This is a genomic window from Janthinobacterium sp. GL_088, from assembly GCF_057837845.1.
The window spans coordinates 2556451-2574522 of the sequence record NZ_CM174453.1 but is presented as its reverse complement, the minus strand read 5'-3'; the positions used below and the strand labels follow the sequence as shown (position 1 = coordinate 2574522).

Here is an 18072-nt window from a genome sequence, read left to right as displayed (position 1 = left end):
ATGCGCCACATCCGCCTTGCCATCCTACTCAGCCTGGTCTTCGCGCCGGCCGGCGCCAGCGCGCAAAACGCCGCCGCGCCGGCGGCCGCTGTCTCGGCGCCCGCCGCCGCCACGCCGCAACCGGGCCAGGTCCTGGCCAGCGGCACGGTGCCGGACGAAGCGGCCAAGGCGGCGGTGCTGGTACGTCTGCGCGAACTGTATGGCGCCGACAAGGTCGTCGACCAGATCGCCGTCGGCCCGGTCGCGCAGCCGGCCAACTGGAACGCCTATGTGCAAAAGCTGCTGACGGCGGACCTCAAGCAGATCCGCCGCGGCCAGCTGAAGATCGAAGGCAGCGTGGTCAGCGTGCGCGGCGAAGTGGCCAACGAGGCGCAGCGGCAAAAGATCGCCAGCGACTTCGCCACCAGCCTCAATCCCACGTACACCGTCAACAACGGCTTGCGCGTGTCCGCTTCCGAGCAGAATATCCTCGACGGCGCGCTGGCCAACCGCACCATCGAATTCGAGAGCGGCAAGACCACGCTGACGCCGTCGGGCCGCGCCATCCTCGACGAAATGAGCGCGGCGCTGCACAAGCTGGCAGGCCGCAAGGTGGACATCATCGGCCACACCGACAACCTGGGACTGCGCGCCAGCAACCAGAACCTGAGCCAGGCGCGCGCCGAGGCGGTCAAGACCTACCTGGCCGGCAAGGGCATCGACGGTGACCTGCTCAGCGCTTCCGGACAGGGCCCGGACCGTCCCATCGCCAGCAATGACAGCCCCGATGGCCGCGCGCGCAACCGCCGCATCGAATTCCGCATGGTCCAGTAAGGCCGCCATGCCTCCAGCAAGCCATCCGCCCCACTGCCGAGAACACACATGATTTCAGCCGACCAGCTCCTACTTCCCATCAGCGCCGAGCAGCCATGCGGCGTCGACCTGTCCTTCTCCACCGACTTCGACGCCATCGGCCAGGCGCGCAAGTTCGACGACCCCACGCTCGACCAGGGTGAGTGGGTCACCGACCTGAAGGAAGCCGACTGGGCCTTCGTACTGCAGCGCTGCGCCGCCCTGCTGGGCGAAAAGAGCAAGGACTTGCGGCTCGCCGCCTGGCTGGCCGAAGCCAGCGCCAGGCAAGACCATTTGCGCGGTCTGGGCGAAGGCTATCACCTGCTGGCCGGCCTGCTGCGCCAGTACTGGGACCTGGGCCTGTACCCGCAGCCCGATGGCGACGACCACGAGCAGCGCATCGGCAACCTGAGCTGGATCCTGGCGCGCACGCCATCCCTCGTGCGCGCCATGGCACTGACGGACAAGCAATCGGGCGGCTGGTCGACCATCGACTTCGAGACGGCGCGCAAGCGGGCAGCCAGCAACCAGGACGGCGTCAACGGCACCAGGCTGGTGGACATGGAGGCGGCGCGGCGCGCCACGTCGGCGCAGTTCCGCGCCGCCTTTGCCGCCGACGCCCAGTTCTGCCTGGACGCGCTGACCGAGCTGGAACAGGCCGCCGATAGCCGCCTGGGCAAGGATAGTCCGGGCTTTTCGCTGGCGCGCGAGGCCCTGCAGGCGATGCAGCTGGCCCTGCCCGCCGCGGCCGTAACCATCCCTGCCGCCAGCGTCGCCGCCGCACCGGTGAAGGCTGGCGGCCTGGCGGCACCGGCCGCCGTGCCGGCGCTGCCGCCGGCGGCGCCCGGCGAACTGCAAAGCCGCGCCCAGGCGCTGGCGCAGCTGCGCCAGGTGGCGCAGTACTTCCGCCAGACGGAGCCGCACAGCCCCGTCTCGTACTTCGCCGACAAGGCCGCCAACGCGGGCGAACAGAATTTGCACGAATGGCTGCGCGGCGTGGTCAAGGACGGCGCCTCGCTGGCCCACATCGAGGAGCTGCTGGGCATCGCGCCCGGCAGCGGCCACTGAAGCGGCTTGACGCCTATTTGATCGTATACCGGAACTGCCCCTGCTTGCCGGCGCTGGCCTTGATCCGGCTGATGCCCTGCCCTTCCGCCATGCGCGCCAGCACGGCTTCGGCGATTTCCGGCAGCAGGCTGCCGTTCAGGATATTGTCGACATTGCGCGCGCCCGAATCGACTTCGGTGCAGCGCGCCAGCACCGCCTCGACCAGCGCCTCGTCGTAGAGGAACTCGGCCTGGTGATTGGCGGCGATGCGCGCGGCGATCCGGCCCAGCTTCAATCCGATGATACTGGCCAGCACATCGTCGCCGAGCGGATAGTAGGGAATCACTTTCAGGCGCCCCAGGAACGCGGGCTTGAAGACCTTCAGCAACTGCGGGCGGATGACCAGCTCCAGCTGCTCCGGCGTCGGCAGCTGCTCTTGCGGCAGGTTCAGGCACGCCTGCATCATGCTGGCCGACGCCACGTTCGAGGTCAGGATGATGATGGTATTCTTGAAATCGATCTCGCGTCCCTCGGCATCGTCCATCACGCCCTTGTCGAAGACCTGGAAGAACAGCTCCATGACATCGGGATGCGCCTTTTCCACCTCGTCGAGCAGCAACACGCTGTACGGATTGCGGCGCACGGCCTCGGTCAGCACGCCGCCTTCGCCATAGCCGACATAGCCGGGCGGCGAACCCTTCAGCCCCGACACGCTGTGGGCTTCCTGGTATTCGCTCATGTTGATGGAAATGAGCTTGCGTTCGCCGCCGTACAGCACATCGGCCAGCGCCAGCGCCGTTTCCGTCTTGCCGATGCCGGACGGGCCGACAAACAGGAACACGCCCTTCGGCTTGTCCGGGTCGTCCAGGTTGGCGCGCGCCGTGCGCACGCGTTGCGCCACCGCCTCGATCGCGTGGGGCTGGCCCAGCACGCGCTCCTGCAGCAAATCCTTCAGCCGCAGCACCGTCTTGAGTTCATCCTTGACCATCTTGCCCAGCGGGATGCCGGTCCAGCCAGCGACGATTTCCGCCACCACGTGGCCGTCGACCTGCACCGGCACCAGCGGCGTCTCGCCCTGCAGCGAAGCGAGTTCGGCCTGCAGCGCCAACAGTTCGCGCCCCTGGCCCGCGTCGGCCGGCGTGCCCTCCTCGAGCTGGCGGCGGATCGCCTGGATCTGTTCCGACAGCGCCTTTTCGCTGTCCCAGCGCGTGGCCAGCTGCGCGTGTTCCTGCGTGGCGGCGCCGCGTTCGGCCTCGAGTTGCTGCAGCCGTGCGCCGTGGCGCGCGCCGCCGCTCTCCTCGCGCGCCAGGGCCGAGGCTTCCGCATCGATGCGCTCGCGCCGGCGCGCCACGCTGTCGAGCAGGGCCGGCGTGGCGCTCTGCCCCAGCGCCACCCTGGCGCAAGCCGTATCGAGCACGCTGATGGCCTTGTCCGGCAGCTGGCGGCCGGCGATGTAGCGATGCGACAGGCGCACGGCTTCGGTGATCGCCTCGTCGAAGATGCGCACCTTGAAATGCTGTTCCATCAGCGGCGCCATGCCGCGCAACATGGCGCACGCCAGCTCTTCGCTCGGTTCCTCGATCTTGACGACCTGGAAGCGGCGCGCCAGCGCCGCATCCTTTTCAAAATATTTTTTGTATTCGCCCCAGGTGGTGGCGGCGATGGTGCGCAGCTCGCCGCGCGCCAGCGCCGGTTTCAGCAGGTTCGCCGCATCGTTCTGCCCGGCGCTGCCGCCGGCGCCGATCATCGTGTGCGCCTCGTCGATGAAAAGGATGATGGCGTGCGCGCTCTTGCCCACTTCGGCGATGACGTTTTTCAGGCGGTTCTCGAACTCGCCCTTGACGCTGGCGCCGGCCTGCAGCAGGCCCATGTCCAGCGTGTGGATTTCCACGCCCTGCAAAATGTCGGGCACGTCGCCCTGCACGATGCGCAGCGCCAGGCCCTCCACCACGGCCGTCTTGCCGACGCCCGCCTCGCCCGTCAGGATGGGATTGTTCTGGCGCCGCCGCATCAGGATGTCGATCGCCTGGCGGATTTCCATGTCGCGCCCGATCACGGGATCGACCTTGCCGGCGCGTGCGCGGGCCGTCAGGTTGACAGTGAACTGATCCAGCGCCGGCGTTTTCGACGCCGCCGCACCGGCCAGTTCCCCCACGGGATCGCCGCCGGCGTCGCCCGCATCCTCCTGCCCCGCAACTGCCTCGCCGGCTTCCTGCGACCCCTCGGTCAGCTTGTCGAGCCCGTGCTTGATCTCGTCGAGCTTGAATTCGTGGAACAGCGCCGAGCCCCGGTAGGCCAGTTGCGCCAGTTCCGGCTCGGTCAGCAGCGCCTGCAGCAGGTGGCCGCTGCGGATGCTCACCTGCCGCCCGGCGCGCAAATCGAGCGAAGCGATCAGCCAGGCATGCTCGAACAGCTTGGGCAGGCGCACGGAAAACACGGGTGTGCGCGTGTTGCCCGTCTGCAGGCGCGCCACTTCGGCGCGCAAATCCGCTTCCAGCATGCTCACGCTGACGCCGCTCCTGCGGGCAATCAGCACGAAATCGCTGTGCGGCTGCTCCAGCAGCGCGAGGAAAACGTGCTCCAGGTCGACTTCATACTGTCCCAGGCCGACGCAAAGACTGGCCGCCCGCGTGGCGGCCGTGCGGCAGGTGTCGTTCAACTTGCTGATCAGAGTTTTCAGGTTGATGCTCATGGGGCGGCGGTCCTTGTCGGGTGATGGTTAACGAAATCGGTGGAGAAGCGCGAGGTCAAGCCAGCGCATGCAGTTCATAGCGGACATCGGCGCGGTCGCTCGCCTCGCCGCCGGTGATCAGGAAACTGTCCCAGCCCAGCCGCCCGCCGCTGCGCGGCACCGCCAGCGCAATGCCCTGCACGTCGGCGGCGCGCAGCACCAGCTGCACTTCGTATTCCAGGCACAAGCCGGTGAACATGGCGAGCATCTTCTCGAGCGCGAGGGCGGCCGCGCCGCCAGGCAGGAAGGCGTCGAAGTGGCAGCGGGCCAGCGGGCCGATGGTCAGCCGCAGGCGCAGGTCGCGCTGCCAGACGCGCGCGCCGACCATGGCGGTGGCGCCCAGCAGGGCGTTGCTGCCGCCCAGCGTGCTTTGCTGCTCGCGCGGCACGTCGTACCAGCAGCCGACAAACTGGCTGACGGCGATGCGCTGCCCGAAATACTCGGACAGCACCTGGCCGATCAGCACGGCCGATGGCGGCCGGTGGCGCATGGCGGCGGCAAAGTAGCCCACCGATTCATCGAGTACGCCGGCGCCGTCCCCCGCCAGGCGCTGGCGCAGCGAGGCGTTGCCCAGCCCTGCCAGCGACAGCAGCAGCGGCAGGAACTGGTCCTTGCCGTCGAGCTGGTATTTGAGTTCCAGCCGGTACTTGCGCCACGCTTCATAGAACAGGGCCAGGGCGCGGTTCGAAAACGTGTCGAGGAAGGCGCGCGGCCCCTCGTCCTTTTCATATAGCTGGTGCGTGGCGATGCGTTCCGTATAGTGCAGCGGCAGCGCGCCGGCGACGCCGAGAAACCCCATGAACGCCGGCGTGACGCGCACGTATTTCAGCTGCGCGCTGCGCAGCGCCGCGCCCAGGGCGTTGGCGTCCGTGGCCAGTTCGCGCGGTTCCGGCGCCAGCGCCTCGATCTGGCTGGGGGCGAAGTCGAGCGAGACGGAATTCTGGAAGCGCAGGAAGCTGGCCACCGCATCGTCGTGCGGCAAGCCATTGCGCCTGAGCCAAAGCTCCAGCATGCGTACCGCCTGGAAGTACTGGAAGCGGCAAGGCTGGGCAAACAGGCGCTCGATTACACTAGGCTGGAATCGCCGCTGCGTGGTTTGCATCGCCACAGCTCCTCTCCTGATTTTTTTGCCAGCACCACCAGTTGCGTGAAGCTGTTCGCATGCACATACAAACCGAGGAAGCACTCGATCACATGCGCAAAGGCGTGGATGCCGCTGCCGACGAAGGCCTCTTCGTCTATCGTCAGCCGCACTTCGACGCCGCGCACCAGGCAGGCGAAGGGATTGCCTGGCAACCAGGCATTGACGGCCTGGTGGGCGATGGCCGTGATGCCGCGGATTTGCCGCTGCGAAGTGGCCGAGCGCGGCAAGTCGTACAGGGTCAGCATTTCCTGGAACGCTTCCAGGCCGCTGCCGGCCAGCGACAGGTGATTCAGCGCCAGATGCGAAATCAAGCGCCAGTGGGCGCCCCGTCCCCGCTCGAAACGGTGCGACTCGCTGGGTTTGCGCAGCAGGCTGATGCTGCGCACGCTGGAGCCGCCTTCGAGGAACAGGTCGCCGCCGTGCAAGCCGTAGGTCAGCTGTGCCGGCAAGTCGCGGTTGGTGCAGCTCAGCTCCAGGCTGAGCGTGTCCGTTTCCACTGCGGCCGGATCGAAATCGATGTCGACGATCGATATCTGCGTCTCGTAGCCGGGACTCTTGCCGGCGATGATCTCGTCGCGCCGCATGACCCAGTAGTGGCCATCCCTGGCCGGGGTCTCGCCATGGCGCAGCGAATAGAAGGGACGGAATTCCACCACGGATTCTCCCTGCGGCGTCTGCCGCACCAGCTTGACCGAGTCGATCGACTGCACCTCGAACGCATAGGCGCGGCGCGCATCGGCCAGCACGGGATAGCTGGCGGCCGTGTGCGTGAGGCGGATAGGCTCGCCGCGCTGGCGGAACAGGTTGACCACTGGCGTGCAGCCCAGCAGCAGATTGTGCGTGTTCATCGTCCCCAGCAGGCGCGCCGTGTTCGAATCCGTGCGCAAGCCGCTCAGCGCCAGATGCAAGGTGATGCGGCGGCAGCCGGACGGCAGCGCAGCGCACAGCGCACCGAGGTCGATGTCGAAGAAATTGAATTTTTCGGGAAAGCAGAAATACTCGGTCAGCAGCCGGTAGGCCGGATGCGAGCGGGCGGAAAACGGGATCAGCGCATCGTCCTCGGCAAAGCCGGCGCTGCGCACCGGAATGCCGTCGAGCGCAACCCAGCTGCCGCTGCCGTCCGCCTCGGCGTAGGCCTTCACGGTGCGCATGAACAGGGCGTCGCGCAGCGCCGCGCAAAACGAGGGCTGGCCATCGATGAACACGCGCAGCGACGCCAGTCCCAGCTGGCCCAGCGACAGCTGCGCGGCGCTCGACTCGATGGTGATGCGCACGCCCGAGGTGGCATTCGCCGGCAGCAGCACCTGTTCCGGCGCCTCGATGATGGCGGAAAAAGCCGCATGCGTGAGCGCCAGCGGTGCCACCGTCACGGGGTAGGCCGTGCGGAAGGTGCAGGCCACGCCTTTCACGGGGCGCGTCGTCAGCTCCGTGCCGCGGGCGATTTCCGCCGGCGCCGTCAACTGCGCCGCCGCGGCGGCGTAATCCATGCGGGCGATCGAGCACGAGGGAAACGGCCGCAGGTAATGCGGATAAAGCACTTCGAACAGCGCTTCGGTAAATTCGGGATAATCGTCGTCGATACGCTTCGAGATGCGCGAATTGAGCAGCGCGAACGACTGGATCATGCGCTCGATGTGCGGGTCTTCGCACACCTCGCCGCCCATCAGCAGGCGGCCTGCGATCTTCGGGTAGCGCTCGGAAAACTCGCGCGAATAGCGGCGCAGGAAACCCAGTTCGCGCTCGTAATAAGGCAGCAATTCATCCAAGGTCAGGCTCCCGTGGACGCGGCGCGGCGTCCCTTGCTGATCGTGTAATGCAGGCTGGAAGGCTGCAGGATGGCGTCGAAGCTGACCGGTTCGTGCGCCGCATGCACCACCAGCAGCGCGCTGATGGCGAAATTGAGGCGGTTGATCGAGCCTTCCTCGATTTCCAGCGATGCACGTACCTGGCGCAAGCGCGGCTCGTGACGGGCGATGGCCTTCTCCAGGCACTGGCAGATATAGGCGCGGTCGTCCGTGCTCGACAGGCTAAGCCCGGCGAAATCGTTCAAGCCGTACGTGATGATCGACTTGCCGCATTCGGGAAAGGGTTTGAGCAGCGCCTCGGGCAGCACGGCGCGCGTGTTGAGCAGCGCTTCGAGATCGCGCGCCACGGTGTCTTTCAAGTCTTCGAGCGAGAGGCGCGAGACGGTGCCGCTGGAGGCGCCGTGCACGGGCGTATCCATCAGGCGGTCGAACAGGCCCGGCGTAAAACCTTTCATGGGTTTCCCGTTTCTTGGGTGGCGTGGATACCGCTGCCGGCGGCCAGGAAAGCCAGCGGCGGCAGCGCGCCGCTGGCGTACGCGGTCAGATACGGTCAGGCTGTCTTGTTGGCCGACAGGTCCCAGCCGCCGGAGGTGTTACCGCCCGAGCCGCCACCCACTTTTTGCTGCGTGTACTTCCACTTGACCTTGGAATACTTGAGCGCCAGGTCTTCGCCGAGAATGTCGCCCGCGGCCACCGATGGCGCCACGCTGCTGATCATCACATTCTCGAGTTCGATTTCGAAGTACTTGATGCGCTCGCCCTGGCCATCGGCGCGCAGGAACTCGAGCTTGGCTTTCGGGATAGTCTTGCCCGAGGAGCACGTTTGCAGCAGCAAGGGACTGGCGAGATCGGCCATCTTGGCGATAACGATATCCTTGTGCTCGGTACGTTCGGCGGTATGGCCGCCGCCTGTCGAGGCGGTCGCCGATTTGGGTTGCAACACCTGCCACTGGACCGACTTGCACTCGATCCAATCTTTGTGGCTGTTATCCGTGGATTCGCCTTTGATGCCATCAATTTGCAAGTATACGTCGATTGCCATGTCATTCCTTTCAAGGGTGTGAAGAAAAATACATTACGATTTGGTCGACTGCGGAAGCTCCGCGACCAAACGGAGTGAAACGGACAATTCGTCCAGTTGAAAATGCGGACGCAAAAAGGACACGGCGCGGTACACGCCGGGCCGGCCCGGCACTTCCGATACCTGCACCGACGCTTCGCGCAGCGGAAACTGGGCTTTCTGTTCCTGGCTGGCGTTATCGTCGAGCAGCACGTACTGCGTCAGCCAGCGGTTGAGGAAATCTTCCACGTTGGAGGCGGCGGCAAAGCTGCCGATCTTGTCGCGCATCATGGCCTTCATGTAGTGGGCGATGCGCGACACAGCGAAGATGTATTGCAGTTGCGCCGACAGCACGGCGTTCGCGTTGGCGGCGTCGGTATTGTATTTTTTCGCCTTCTGCGCCGACTGGGCGCCGAAAAACGCGGCATAGTCCGTGTTCTTGCAGTGCACGAGGGAGATGAAGCCCAGGTCGCTCAATTCCTTTTCGCGACGGTCCGTGATGGCGATCTCGGTCGGGCATTTCAGCGCCACCTCGCCCTCGTCCGTCTTGAAGGTATGCGTCGGCAAGTCTTCCACCAGGCCGCCCCCCTCCACGCCGCGGATCGCCGCGCACCAGCCGTAATCCTCGAAGGCGGCCGTCAGCTTGGTGCCGAACGCGTAGGCGGCATTGCACCACAGGTATTTCTGGTGGTCGGTGCCGTCGACGTCCTCGACGAAATTGAAGCCGTCGACGGTGGCGCCATCGAGCGGATTGAACGGCAGCCGGCCCAGGAAGCGGGGCAAGGTCAGGCCCACATAGCGCGAATCTTCCGATTCGCGCAAGGATTTCCACTTCGCATACTCGACCGTGTCGAATACCTTGGCCAGGTCGCGCGGCTTGCCCAGGTCGCTGTAGCTTTCCAGGCCAAACAGTTCCGGCGACGCGGACGAGATGAACGGCGCGTGCGCGGCGGCGGCCACATGCGACATCTGTTCGATGAAATACATGTCTTCCGGCTGGCGGCTGAATTCGAAGTCGCCCAGCAAGGTGCCGAACGGCGCCCCGCCAAAGGTGCCGAATTCCTCTTCGTAGACCTTCTTGAACATGGTCGACTGGTCGAACTCCAGCGCGCTCTGGAAATCCTTGACCAGTTCGCGCTTGGTCGCGTTCATCATCTTGATTTTCAGGTTCGTGCCGGTGGCCGTGTTCTTCACCAGGTAATGCAGGCCCGTCCAGCTGCTTTCCAGCTTCTGGAATTCGGGCGCGTGCATGATGGCGCTGAGCTGCGCGGAAATGAGCTGGTCCAGTTCGGCCACGCGGGCATCGATGGTGGCGGCCAGGTTGTTCGATACCACCACCGTGCCATCCATGACCTGGCTGACCAGTTCGGAAATCAGATCCTTGGCGCGGGCGTGTTCGACGCTGGACTTGGCCACCTTGCTCTGTTCGACGATCTGGTCGAGCAAGTCGATTTCGGCGGCGCCGGCGGCGCTCAATGCGGGGGTCAGTTGTGCGGACATATCAATCTTTCCTGACGTGGGAATGTTGTTCCAGCTGGGCCAGTTTTTCCGTGCTATTGAGCACGTCATTCAGGATGTCTTCCAGTTTGTCATTGCCGGCCAGCTTGTTGCGCAGGTCGGCCAGCTTGGTGCGCGCTTCGAGCAGCTTGCGCAGCGGCTCGACCTGCCCGACCACCGCTTCCGGGCGGAAATCGGCGATCGAGCGGAATTTCAGCTCGACGCCAAACTGGTCGCCGCCGGCGCCCAGTTCATTCGGCACGCGGAAGGTGGCGCGCGGCTCGATGCCCTTCATCACTTCATCGAAATTATCGCGGTCGATATCGACGAACTTGCGGTCCTTCAGGCGCTTCTGTTCGAGTTCGGAATTGCCGCCGAAATCGCCTACCACGCCCACCACGAAGGGCAGCTCCTTGTTTTCGATGGCGTCGCCGATCTCGACGTCATACGTCATCTGCACGCGCGGCGGGCGTACCTTTTGCAAGCGCTTCTGCACACTATCTTTCTTCGACATGACATCCCCTTCCAAATATTGGCGGCATCGGCGATGCGCCTGTTGAACTGCGGCGTACCCGTGCCTGGCTGGCTACTTCAGGGCATTGAATGGATTGGCGCTGCCCTCGTCGGCAGTGCGCTTGCTTGGCTGCTTGCGCGACGCGCGCACGGGCGGCTTGTCCGGCGGCGGCACCAGCACGGTTTCGCCCAGGCTCTCGCGCAGCAGCTTGGCCAGGTCCTGCGATTCCGCGCGCAGCGGACCGGACAGGTTGTTCTGACGGCTCAGGTCGGCCAGCGCCCGCGTCGACAGGCGCAGGCCGCTGATGGCAATCACGCTGTTGGCCAGCTTGTCGGCAGGATCGCGCACCAGCACTTCCTGGGCGTTGAGGATGGCTTCGCCATACTGGCCGGCATCGTAGCGGCTTTGCGCCATGCGCACCCAGGGCTGCTTGTCGGCGGGCGCCGCGGCGGCCGCCTCCTGCCACAGCGCCAGCGCCGCCGCCTTGTTGCCCGTGTCCACGGCCTGCGTGGCCTTGGCCATCAGCTCCTCCAGCGTCGGCGGCGCCACGACGGGCGGCGCTTTGGCCACCGGCGCCGTACTGCAGGCGCTGAGGGCAAAAGCACAGGCGATAACTGCAAGCGTGTGTAGCGAAACCGAGCGTGTCATGTTGATCTTTCCTTCAAAAAAGAAGACTGTTTGGCGAACTGAAAAGTTGCTTTTTATAGTTGCTAATTATCTATTTTTCGGAGCGTAGCATGATTTGAAAATTCACTGCGTTCAATAGAAAATACGCGAAAACTCACACTACTCGCGCTAAAAACGTACAGTACGCACCATTCTTCAAGATAATGTTAAGGTTCTTGCAGTTGCGAAAAAAGCACCAGGTTGCGCGATGCGAAGCATGATTTTCAGTCGCTGCCGCGCGCCTCACTGTGTCTGGCATAGAGGGCAATCCATGAGCATGGCAAACAAATTGTTATGGGGCGAAGGGCTGTTTCTGCGACCCCAGCATTTCCAGCAGCAAGACCACTACCACGAACAGCGCCTGCACGAGAGCGTCAAGGCACTGCACCCGTATGCGTGGGGAGTGAACCAGTTGCAGATCGACCGCGATGCGCTGGCCAACAACAGCTTGCGCCTGCTGGAACTGTCGCTGGTCTTCCAGGACGGCGAAATCTACAACGCCGCCGGGAGCGATGAACTGCCCGACGCGCTCGACCTGGGCAACGTGCCGTCGTCCTTGCAATCGGTGACCTTTCACGCCGCCTTGCCGGCGTTCAAGCCATTCGGCGGCAACTTCGCCGCCAGCGGCCAGCCCAACAACGCGGCGCGCTATGCCCAGGCCAATCTCAGCACGCCGGACCTGTACACCCAGGCCGCGCAGGCCGAACTGACCTACCTGAAAAAAACCCTGCGCCTGGTCGCCGATGCCGAGCCGCGCGATTCCTACGTCAGCTTCCCCCTGCTGCGCCTGCGGCGCCTGTCGACGGGCGGCTTCGAGCAGGACCCGGCCTTCGTCCCCCCCAGCCTGTCCATCCGCAGCGCGCCCCTGCTGTTCCTGCAGCTGCGCCGCCTGATCGACGCGCTGCAAGCCAAGGTCAACGCGCTGTACGGGCATCACCGCGAGCCTAGCAAGAGCGTGATCGAGTTCCGCTCGGGCGACATGTCCTCGTTCTGGCTGCTGCATACGGCCAGCGCGGCCTACGCATCGCTCAGCCATTATTTCCATCATCCGGGGCTGCATCCGGAGCGGCTGTACGAACAGCTGCTGGCCCTGGCGGGCGGCTTGATGACCTTTTCAAGAAGCCATGCACTGGCCGACCTGCCGCCGTACCGGCATGCCGATCCCGGCCCCGCGTTCGCCCAGCTGCACGCCATGATCCGCGAATTGCTCGACACCGTGATCTCGTCGAAATACTTCGCCATCGCGCTGACGGAAACCAAGCCGTCCTACCATCACGGCAAGCTGGACTCGGAAAAGATCGATGCCAAGACGGCGTTCTACCTGGGCGTGTCGGCCGACATGGCCGGCGTGGAGCTGGTCGACGTGGTGCCGCTGCGCTTCAAGGTGGGCGCGCCGGACGATGTGGAAAAATTCGTCCTGTCCGCCCTGCCCGGGGTGCGCCTGCAGCATGCGCCGCAGGTGCCGGCCGCCGTGCCGGTGCGGCCCGACATGTTTTACTTCACCATCGAGGCCAAGGGCCAGATGTACGAACGCATGCTGCAGGCGCAGTCGCTGCTGGTCTATGTCCCGTCCGGCATGCGTGAACTGAAACTCGAACTTGTCGCCGTCACTTCCTGAGGTCCAACGATGCACTCCAGCGCTCCCCCTTCCCTGATGTCCGGCAGCCAGGCCGCCTATGCCTCCAGCATGGCTGCCGGTCCCGGCACCGAACACACCTTGATGGACTTGATGTACGACGGTTTTTACGCCCTGTTCATGCTGAAGAACGGCAGCGGGCCGCAAGACAATGCCGATTTCATCAGCAAGATGACGCACTTCCTCGATGAGTTCAGCCGCGGCGCGAAAAAACAGGGCGCGTCGGCGGACGACATCGACGCCGCAAAATATGCGTTCTGCGCGGCCGTCGATGAAATCATCCTGCGCTCGCCCTACAGCATCCGCGACGAATGGGCGCGCCGGCCCTTGCAGCTGGTGCTGTTCGGCGACCAGCTGGCCGGCGAAAACTTCTTCATCCGTCTCGAAGCGCTACGCGCGCGCGGCAGCGCGCACCTGCAGGCGCTCGAGGTCTTCCACATGTGCCTGCTGCTGGGTTTCCAGGGCCGCTACATCCTCGAAGGCCCGGAAAAACTCAACTACCTGACGGCGCGCCTGGGGGACGAAATCGCCCAGATGAAGGGCAAGAAAACCGGCTTCGCCCCGCATGCGGAGCGGCCCGACCAGATCATCCACAAGCTGCGCAACAACGTGCCGGTCTGGGTGCTGTGTTCGGTGTTCGCCCTGATCTGCGCAATGGGCTACCTGAGCCTGCGCACCATGCTGGCCAAACAGACGCAAGCGCAGATCAATGCCTACAACGACATCGTCAAGCTGGCGCCGCGCGTGGCTAACCTGAGCATTACCCTGCCGTGATGGGCGGCGCACAGGCAACCCCCGCAGCCACGGGCCAGTTCGGCACCGGCCTGAGCCAGCATGCGCGGCTCATCACCCTGGCCACGGCCCAGCAGTCCGGACAGCCGGAATCGCTGATGGCGGAACAGTTCGAGGGCCGCGAGGCCGTCAATGAACTGTTCCGCTTCGAGGTCGACGCGCTGAGCACCGCGGCCAGCCTGGACCTGTCCTCCTTCATCGGCGAAGAGATGACGCTGTGCCTGCTGCAGCCCGACGGCAGCCAGCGCGCCTGGCACGGCATCTGCACCGATTGCGCCTGGCTGGGCGCCGACGGTGGCGTGGCGCGCTACCGGCTGCGCCTCGAGCCGGCCCTGGCCCTGCTGCAGCTGCGCCGCGACAGTTATATTTTCCAGGACAAGAACGCGCGCGACATCGTCACCGAGCTGCTGGCCGACTACCCGCAGCTGCGCTTCGAATTCGACGTCAGCCAGGCGCTGGCCACGCGCGCCATCCGCACCCAGTACCGCGAAAGCGACTTCGCTTTCTTCGCGCGCCTGCTGGCCGCCGAAGGCCTGAGCTGGCGCTTCGAGCACGACCAGCCCGGCGGCGCGCAGGAAGGCGGCGAGGGCGAGGCGCAGGCCAGGCACAAACTGGTGATCTTCGACAGCAAGGCGACCGCACCGCAGACGCCGGGCGGCGCCGACATGCGCTTTCACGGCGTGCGCGCCACCGATACCGACGACGCCATCGACCGCTTCGGCGCGCGCCGCCAGGTGCAATCGAATGCCGTCAGCATCAGCAGCTGGGACCCGGCGCAGGTGACGGCGCCCGCCGCCGAGCAGGTCTCCAGCCTGGAGGCGGGGCAATTGCCGCAACTGGCCGTGTATGACGGCGCCGGCGAACGCCTGCACGCCGACCGCGCGGCGGCCGGGCCGCACAGCGAGCGCATGCTGCAAGCGCTGGAACTGGACAACAAGCAGTTCGACGGCGCCGGCGCCGTGCGCCGCCTGGCCGCCGGCCACGCCATGCGCCTGCTGCAGCACGAACAGCATGCCGATGGCGCCAACGCCTTCACCGTGCTGTGGGCCGAGCACCAGGCGCGCAACAATACGGGACCGGCCGGCGCCGGCCTGGGCGGCATGCTGTCGACGCTGGCCAAGACGGCCGGCCTGGGCGGCGTCGCCGACTGGATCGCCGGCCAGATCGAACCGGGCACCTACCGCAACCGCTTCGGCTGCGTGCGCGCCAGCGTGGCCATCGTGCCGCGCGCCACCGCCGCGCGCGCACCTGCCGTGGCGTTGGGCCCGCAGACAGCGCTGGTGGTGGGGCTGGCCGACAGCGTTGCCACCACGGGCCGCGACCACCAGGTACGCATCCAGTTCGCCTGGCAGCGCGGCAACGCCGCCAATCCGGGCGGCCTGGCGCACAACACCGACCAGCAGGGCAACGCGCCCGGCAACGAGGCGTCCGGCGCCTGGGTGCGCGTGGCCGAAGCGCTGGCCGGCCCGAACTGGGGCTCGCAATTCACGCCGCGCCTCGGCACGGAAGTGCTGGTCGACTTCATCGAAGGCGACATGGACCGCCCGCTGGTCGTCGCCCAGCTCTACACAGGCAGCGACACGCCGCCGTATGCGGCCGGCGAGGATGCGGGCGTCAACCACGCGGGCGTCCTGTCGGGCATGCACAGCCACAATTTCGACGGCGCCGGCTACAACCAGTGGGTACTCGACGATACCCAGGGCCAGCTGCGCACCCGGCTCGCTTCGAGCAGCGCCGCCACCGAGCTCAATCTGGGCTACCTGGTGCAGCAAGGCGCCAGCTCGGCGCAACGGGGCAGCTACCGCGGCAGCGGCTTTGAATTGCGCACTGATGCCTGGGCCATGCTGCGCGCCGGCGAAGGCATGCTGATCTCGACCACGGCGCGCGCGCGCCAGGGCGCCGGCGTGACGTCGAGCCAGCTCGACACGAAGGAAGCGCTGGCCCTGCTGCGCGGCGCCTGTGAACTGAGCAAGACGGTAGCAACGTCGGCAAGCCAGCAAAAAGCCCTCGTCAGCAAGGATGCGAACCAGGCGCAGCTGGACATGGCGACGCAGATCGATCCGCGGCAGGAAGGCAAGTACCAGGCCAATGTCGGCGGCCAGGAAGCCAGCAAGGCAGGCAGCGGCACGCGCGCGTCCGATACGGCGCAGCCCGTGGAACGCTACGCCCAGCCGCTGGTGGTGATGGAGTCGCCCAGCAGCATCAACTGGGCCACGCCCGCGTCGACCGTGCTGTTCGCGGGCCAGCATCTGCACTGGACGGCGCAGGCCGACCTGCACATGACGGCCGGCCAGACAGTCGCCTCGGTGGCGGCCAACGCGGCCACGCTGTTCAGCCACGAAGGCGGCATCAAGGCCGTCGCGGGCAACGGCCCCGTCTCGCTCGAAGCGCATACCGACCAACTGGAAATCCTCGCCGATCAAGCCGTCACGGTGATCTCCGTGAGCGACAGCATCGACATCAAGGCCAACCAGAAAATCGTCCTGCAGGCAGGACAATCGTCGATCACGCTCGAAGGCGGCGACATCACCTTCCGCTGCCCCGGCCATTTTACGGTCAAGGGCGGGCAGCATGTCTTCAACGGCGGCGCCAGCGTCGCCGCCGGCCTGCCGCCGTTGCCGGACAGCCGCCTGAAACTGTTCGACGAAGGCTTCGTGCTGAAAGACCGCGACACGGGTGAACTGATGCCGCGCCAGCCGTACCGCGTCAAGCGCGCCGACGGCAGTATCGAAACGGGCATGACGGACGCCAGGGGCCTGACCCATATCGTGGCGGCTGCTGCCGTCGAGGCGCTGGTGATCGAACTGCTCAAATCACCGGGCCAGTTGCCCGAGACGCAAGACAGCCCTGAGCCGGCTCCTGCCCCGCCACCCGGCTCGGACACGCGCGCCAAGGCGCCTGCGCCCGGCACGACGGCCAAGGCGCCGCCCAAGCCCGAGCCGAAATTCAAGGAAACGGGTACGTCCAGCACCAGCCCCGTCGACAATAAGCAGCGCAAGGAAGTGCTCATCAAGCGCCCCGCCTGCTGGATCGCCGACTATGAAAAGGAGATCAGCGTCTCCAGCGTGCCGCGCTACAACAACACCTTCGGCGCCACTGGCGCGCCGCATAACTATTTCGACAACGTGCGCTACAAGATCTACGTGCCCGTCAAGTCGAATACCGGCATCATCGCCGAATTGCGCGTCAAGGTGATCACGGTGCTCGAGCCGGCCGACCAGGCGCTGGAAGAGCGCGAAAAGGGTACCCCACAGGCCGCCACGCGGGTCAAGCAGCGCGCCGCCGTCATCAAGTACGTCAAGGGCATCGCCACCACGGGGCTGGAAAGCCACTGGAACAATAAATTCCAGATGAAAATCAGCGATCCGGAATGCGGCACGCGCATCCTGCCCATCGTCTACCGCGTCGTTTATGTGGAAAGCAACGAGCACTACGTCATGCAGATCCACAAACGCTACGACCGCGAAAGCGTCACGGGCACCATCATCGACGTGTCCGCCTCGACCGATGGCCAGACGCACGCACATGAATTCGGTCACTGCTATGGCCTGCCGGATGAATATTCGTATGTGGAAGGCGACGACGAGACCGTCAAATACAAGAAGCCGGACGGCAGCTGGGATGCGCCCGTGCCTTCCCTCTCTGACGACAAGGAACCTGAACCGGCCGCCGCCAACATCATGAACTCGGCCGGCTCCATCGTCATCCGTGACCGGCATGCCTGGCAGATCGCCATCGAAGTGCAGGAATTGCTACGGACGAAAATAGGACGGCAGATCAAATGCGATATCATCCTGAACGGCTCCTAATCGCACTGCTCGCAGTGTCCCTACAACTCCCAGGAAACGCCATGCCGAACGAAATTCTCTCCATCAGCGCCCACTGCATCGATAATCCGGCCTGCATTTTCACGGGCAGCGACATGCGCATCGAGGTGCTCATCAAGAATGTCGGCAATGGGGAAGTCGGCTATCCGCTCAAATACATGCAGGCGCGGGGGCCCAATATGCGCCTGATCGACAACGTGAGCGAACAAAGCCAGGTATTGAAGACGGGCCTGGCCAATCACGCGCTCAAGCGCGACCTCACGACCATCGCGCCCGGACAATCGATTGCGCTGCAAAGCGTCATCAAGCATACGGAACTGCTGCTGTTCCGCAAGGAGTTCGTCGACGTGACGGCCGAAATCGGTGTCTCGGCCGGGATCCAGACGGCGGGCAACGAGGAAACGCTGCCCTTCAAGGGCGGCGCCAGCCTGAAGATCATCGGCAGGGATACACTCGAACGCGAAGCGCAGCGGCGATAAGACCGCTAGCTGTGATGTTTCAATAGGTTGTTGTGGTTCATTC

At 65.2% G+C, this 18072-nt stretch carries 14 protein-coding genes; 6 read left to right on the top strand and 8 right to left on the bottom strand.

Going from position 1 to position 18072, the window contains the following annotated elements; translation table 11 throughout:
- Both AC3IQ7_RS11775 and tssA read left to right on the top strand, forming a co-directional pair.
- On the top strand, positions 1-813 hold the full coding sequence (locus AC3IQ7_RS11775) for an OmpA family protein (RefSeq protein ID WP_322428642.1): 813 nt from the start codon (positions 1-3) through the stop codon (positions 811-813).
- Between the two features lie 48 nt (positions 814-861).
- Positions 862-1899 carry a type VI secretion system protein TssA gene (gene tssA / locus AC3IQ7_RS11770; protein ID WP_489209677.1) on the top strand — a complete coding sequence of 346 codons (1038 nt, stop codon included), beginning with the start codon at positions 862-864 and terminating at the stop codon, positions 1897-1899.
- Positions 1900-1912: 13 nt separating this feature from the next.
- Here the strand turns inward: tssA and tssH are convergent, their stop codons facing one another.
- From tssH to AC3IQ7_RS11730, 8 genes are all read right to left on the bottom strand, one after another.
- Positions 1913-4570 (bottom strand): type VI secretion system ATPase TssH, encoded by a 2658-nt coding sequence (gene tssH / locus AC3IQ7_RS11765; RefSeq protein WP_489209675.1) that lies wholly within the window; start codon positions 4568-4570, stop codon positions 1913-1915.
- A gap of 55 nt (positions 4571-4625) precedes the next feature.
- Positions 4626-5711: a type VI secretion system baseplate subunit TssG gene (tssG, locus tag AC3IQ7_RS11760; RefSeq protein WP_099380633.1), complete on the bottom strand. Its 1086-nt coding sequence runs from the start codon at positions 5709-5711 to the stop codon at positions 4626-4628.
- Positions 5675-7519 carry a type VI secretion system baseplate subunit TssF gene (gene tssF / locus AC3IQ7_RS11755; RefSeq protein WP_099380634.1) on the bottom strand — a complete coding sequence of 615 codons (1845 nt, stop codon included), beginning with the start codon at positions 7517-7519 and terminating at the stop codon, positions 5675-5677. Before tssF ends, tssG begins: the two co-directional genes overlap by 37 nt.
- A 2-nt stretch (positions 7520-7521) precedes the next feature.
- The gene (gene tssE / locus AC3IQ7_RS11750) at positions 7522-8013 is read right to left on the bottom strand and encodes a type VI secretion system baseplate subunit TssE (RefSeq protein WP_035817453.1); all 492 of its coding nucleotides are present in this window, start codon (positions 8011-8013) and stop codon (positions 7522-7524) included.
- A gap of 95 nt (positions 8014-8108) precedes the next feature.
- On the bottom strand, positions 8109-8600 hold the full coding sequence (locus AC3IQ7_RS11745; protein WP_035817450.1) for an Hcp family type VI secretion system effector: 492 nt from the start codon (positions 8598-8600) through the stop codon (positions 8109-8111).
- A gap of 33 nt (positions 8601-8633) precedes the next feature.
- The gene (tssC, locus tag AC3IQ7_RS11740; protein ID WP_077402280.1) at positions 8634-10118 is read right to left on the bottom strand and encodes a type VI secretion system contractile sheath large subunit; all 1485 of its coding nucleotides are present in this window, start codon (positions 10116-10118) and stop codon (positions 8634-8636) included.
- A 1-nt stretch (position 10119) separates the two neighbouring features.
- Positions 10120-10629 carry a type VI secretion system contractile sheath small subunit gene (gene tssB / locus AC3IQ7_RS11735; protein WP_035817446.1) on the bottom strand — a complete coding sequence of 170 codons (510 nt, stop codon included), beginning with the start codon at positions 10627-10629 and terminating at the stop codon, positions 10120-10122.
- Positions 10630-10701: 72 nt separating this feature from the next.
- Positions 10702-11277 (bottom strand): hypothetical protein, encoded by a 576-nt coding sequence (locus AC3IQ7_RS11730; RefSeq protein ID WP_489209672.1) that lies wholly within the window; start codon positions 11275-11277, stop codon positions 10702-10704.
- A 289-nt stretch (positions 11278-11566) separates the two neighbouring features.
- Between AC3IQ7_RS11730 and tssK the strand changes: the two genes are divergently transcribed.
- Genes tssK through AC3IQ7_RS11710 form a run of 4 tightly spaced genes read left to right on the top strand, consistent with a single transcriptional unit; the run spans position 11567 to position 18029 of the window.
- The gene (tssK, locus tag AC3IQ7_RS11725; protein WP_099380636.1) at positions 11567-12913 is read left to right on the top strand and encodes a type VI secretion system baseplate subunit TssK; all 1347 of its coding nucleotides are present in this window, start codon (positions 11567-11569) and stop codon (positions 12911-12913) included.
- 9 nt (positions 12914-12922) lie between these two features.
- The gene (gene icmH, locus AC3IQ7_RS11720; protein ID WP_489209669.1) at positions 12923-13705 is read left to right on the top strand and encodes a type IVB secretion system protein IcmH/DotU; all 783 of its coding nucleotides are present in this window, start codon (positions 12923-12925) and stop codon (positions 13703-13705) included.
- Positions 13705-17532, top strand: a complete 3828-nt coding sequence (locus AC3IQ7_RS11715) for a type VI secretion system Vgr family protein (RefSeq protein ID WP_489210431.1) — start codon at positions 13705-13707, stop codon at positions 17530-17532. Before icmH ends, AC3IQ7_RS11715 begins: the two co-directional genes overlap by 1 nt.
- Positions 17533-17573: 41 nt before the next feature.
- On the top strand, positions 17574-18029 hold the full coding sequence (locus AC3IQ7_RS11710) for a hypothetical protein (RefSeq protein WP_099380639.1): 456 nt from the start codon (positions 17574-17576) through the stop codon (positions 18027-18029).
- The last annotated feature ends 43 nt before the right edge of the window (positions 18030-18072 follow it).

What these genes read in the sequence shown, in the direction of transcription:
- AC3IQ7_RS11775 (WP_322428642.1), top strand. Translation starts at nt 1, where the DNA reads ATGCGCCACATCCGCCTTGCCATCCTACTCAGCCTGGTCTTCGCGCCG.
- tssA (WP_489209677.1), top strand. Translation starts at nt 862, where the DNA reads ATGATTTCAGCCGACCAGCTCCTACTTCCCATCAGCGCCGAGCAGCCA.
- tssH (WP_489209675.1), bottom strand. Translation starts at nt 4,570, where the DNA reads ATGAGCATCAACCTGAAAACTCTGATCAGCAAGTTGAACGACACCTGC.
- tssG (WP_099380633.1), bottom strand. Translation starts at nt 5,711, where the DNA reads ATGCAAACCACGCAGCGGCGATTCCAGCCTAGTGTAATCGAGCGCCTG.
- tssE (WP_035817453.1), bottom strand. Translation starts at nt 8,013, where the DNA reads ATGAAAGGTTTTACGCCGGGCCTGTTCGACCGCCTGATGGATACGCCC.
- AC3IQ7_RS11745 (WP_035817450.1), bottom strand. Translation starts at nt 8,600, where the DNA reads ATGGCAATCGACGTATACTTGCAAATTGATGGCATCAAAGGCGAATCC.
- tssC (WP_077402280.1), bottom strand. Translation starts at nt 10,118, where the DNA reads ATGTCCGCACAACTGACCCCCGCATTGAGCGCCGCCGGCGCCGCCGAA.
- tssB (WP_035817446.1), bottom strand. Translation starts at nt 10,629, where the DNA reads ATGTCGAAGAAAGATAGTGTGCAGAAGCGCTTGCAAAAGGTACGCCCG.
- AC3IQ7_RS11730 (WP_489209672.1), bottom strand. Translation starts at nt 11,277, where the DNA reads ATGACACGCTCGGTTTCGCTACACACGCTTGCAGTTATCGCCTGTGCT.
- tssK (WP_099380636.1), top strand. Translation starts at nt 11,567, where the DNA reads ATGAGCATGGCAAACAAATTGTTATGGGGCGAAGGGCTGTTTCTGCGA.
- icmH (WP_489209669.1), top strand. Translation starts at nt 12,923, where the DNA reads ATGCACTCCAGCGCTCCCCCTTCCCTGATGTCCGGCAGCCAGGCCGCC.
- AC3IQ7_RS11715 (WP_489210431.1), top strand. Translation starts at nt 13,705, where the DNA reads ATGGGCGGCGCACAGGCAACCCCCGCAGCCACGGGCCAGTTCGGCACC.
- AC3IQ7_RS11710 (WP_099380639.1), top strand. Translation starts at nt 17,574, where the DNA reads ATGCCGAACGAAATTCTCTCCATCAGCGCCCACTGCATCGATAATCCG.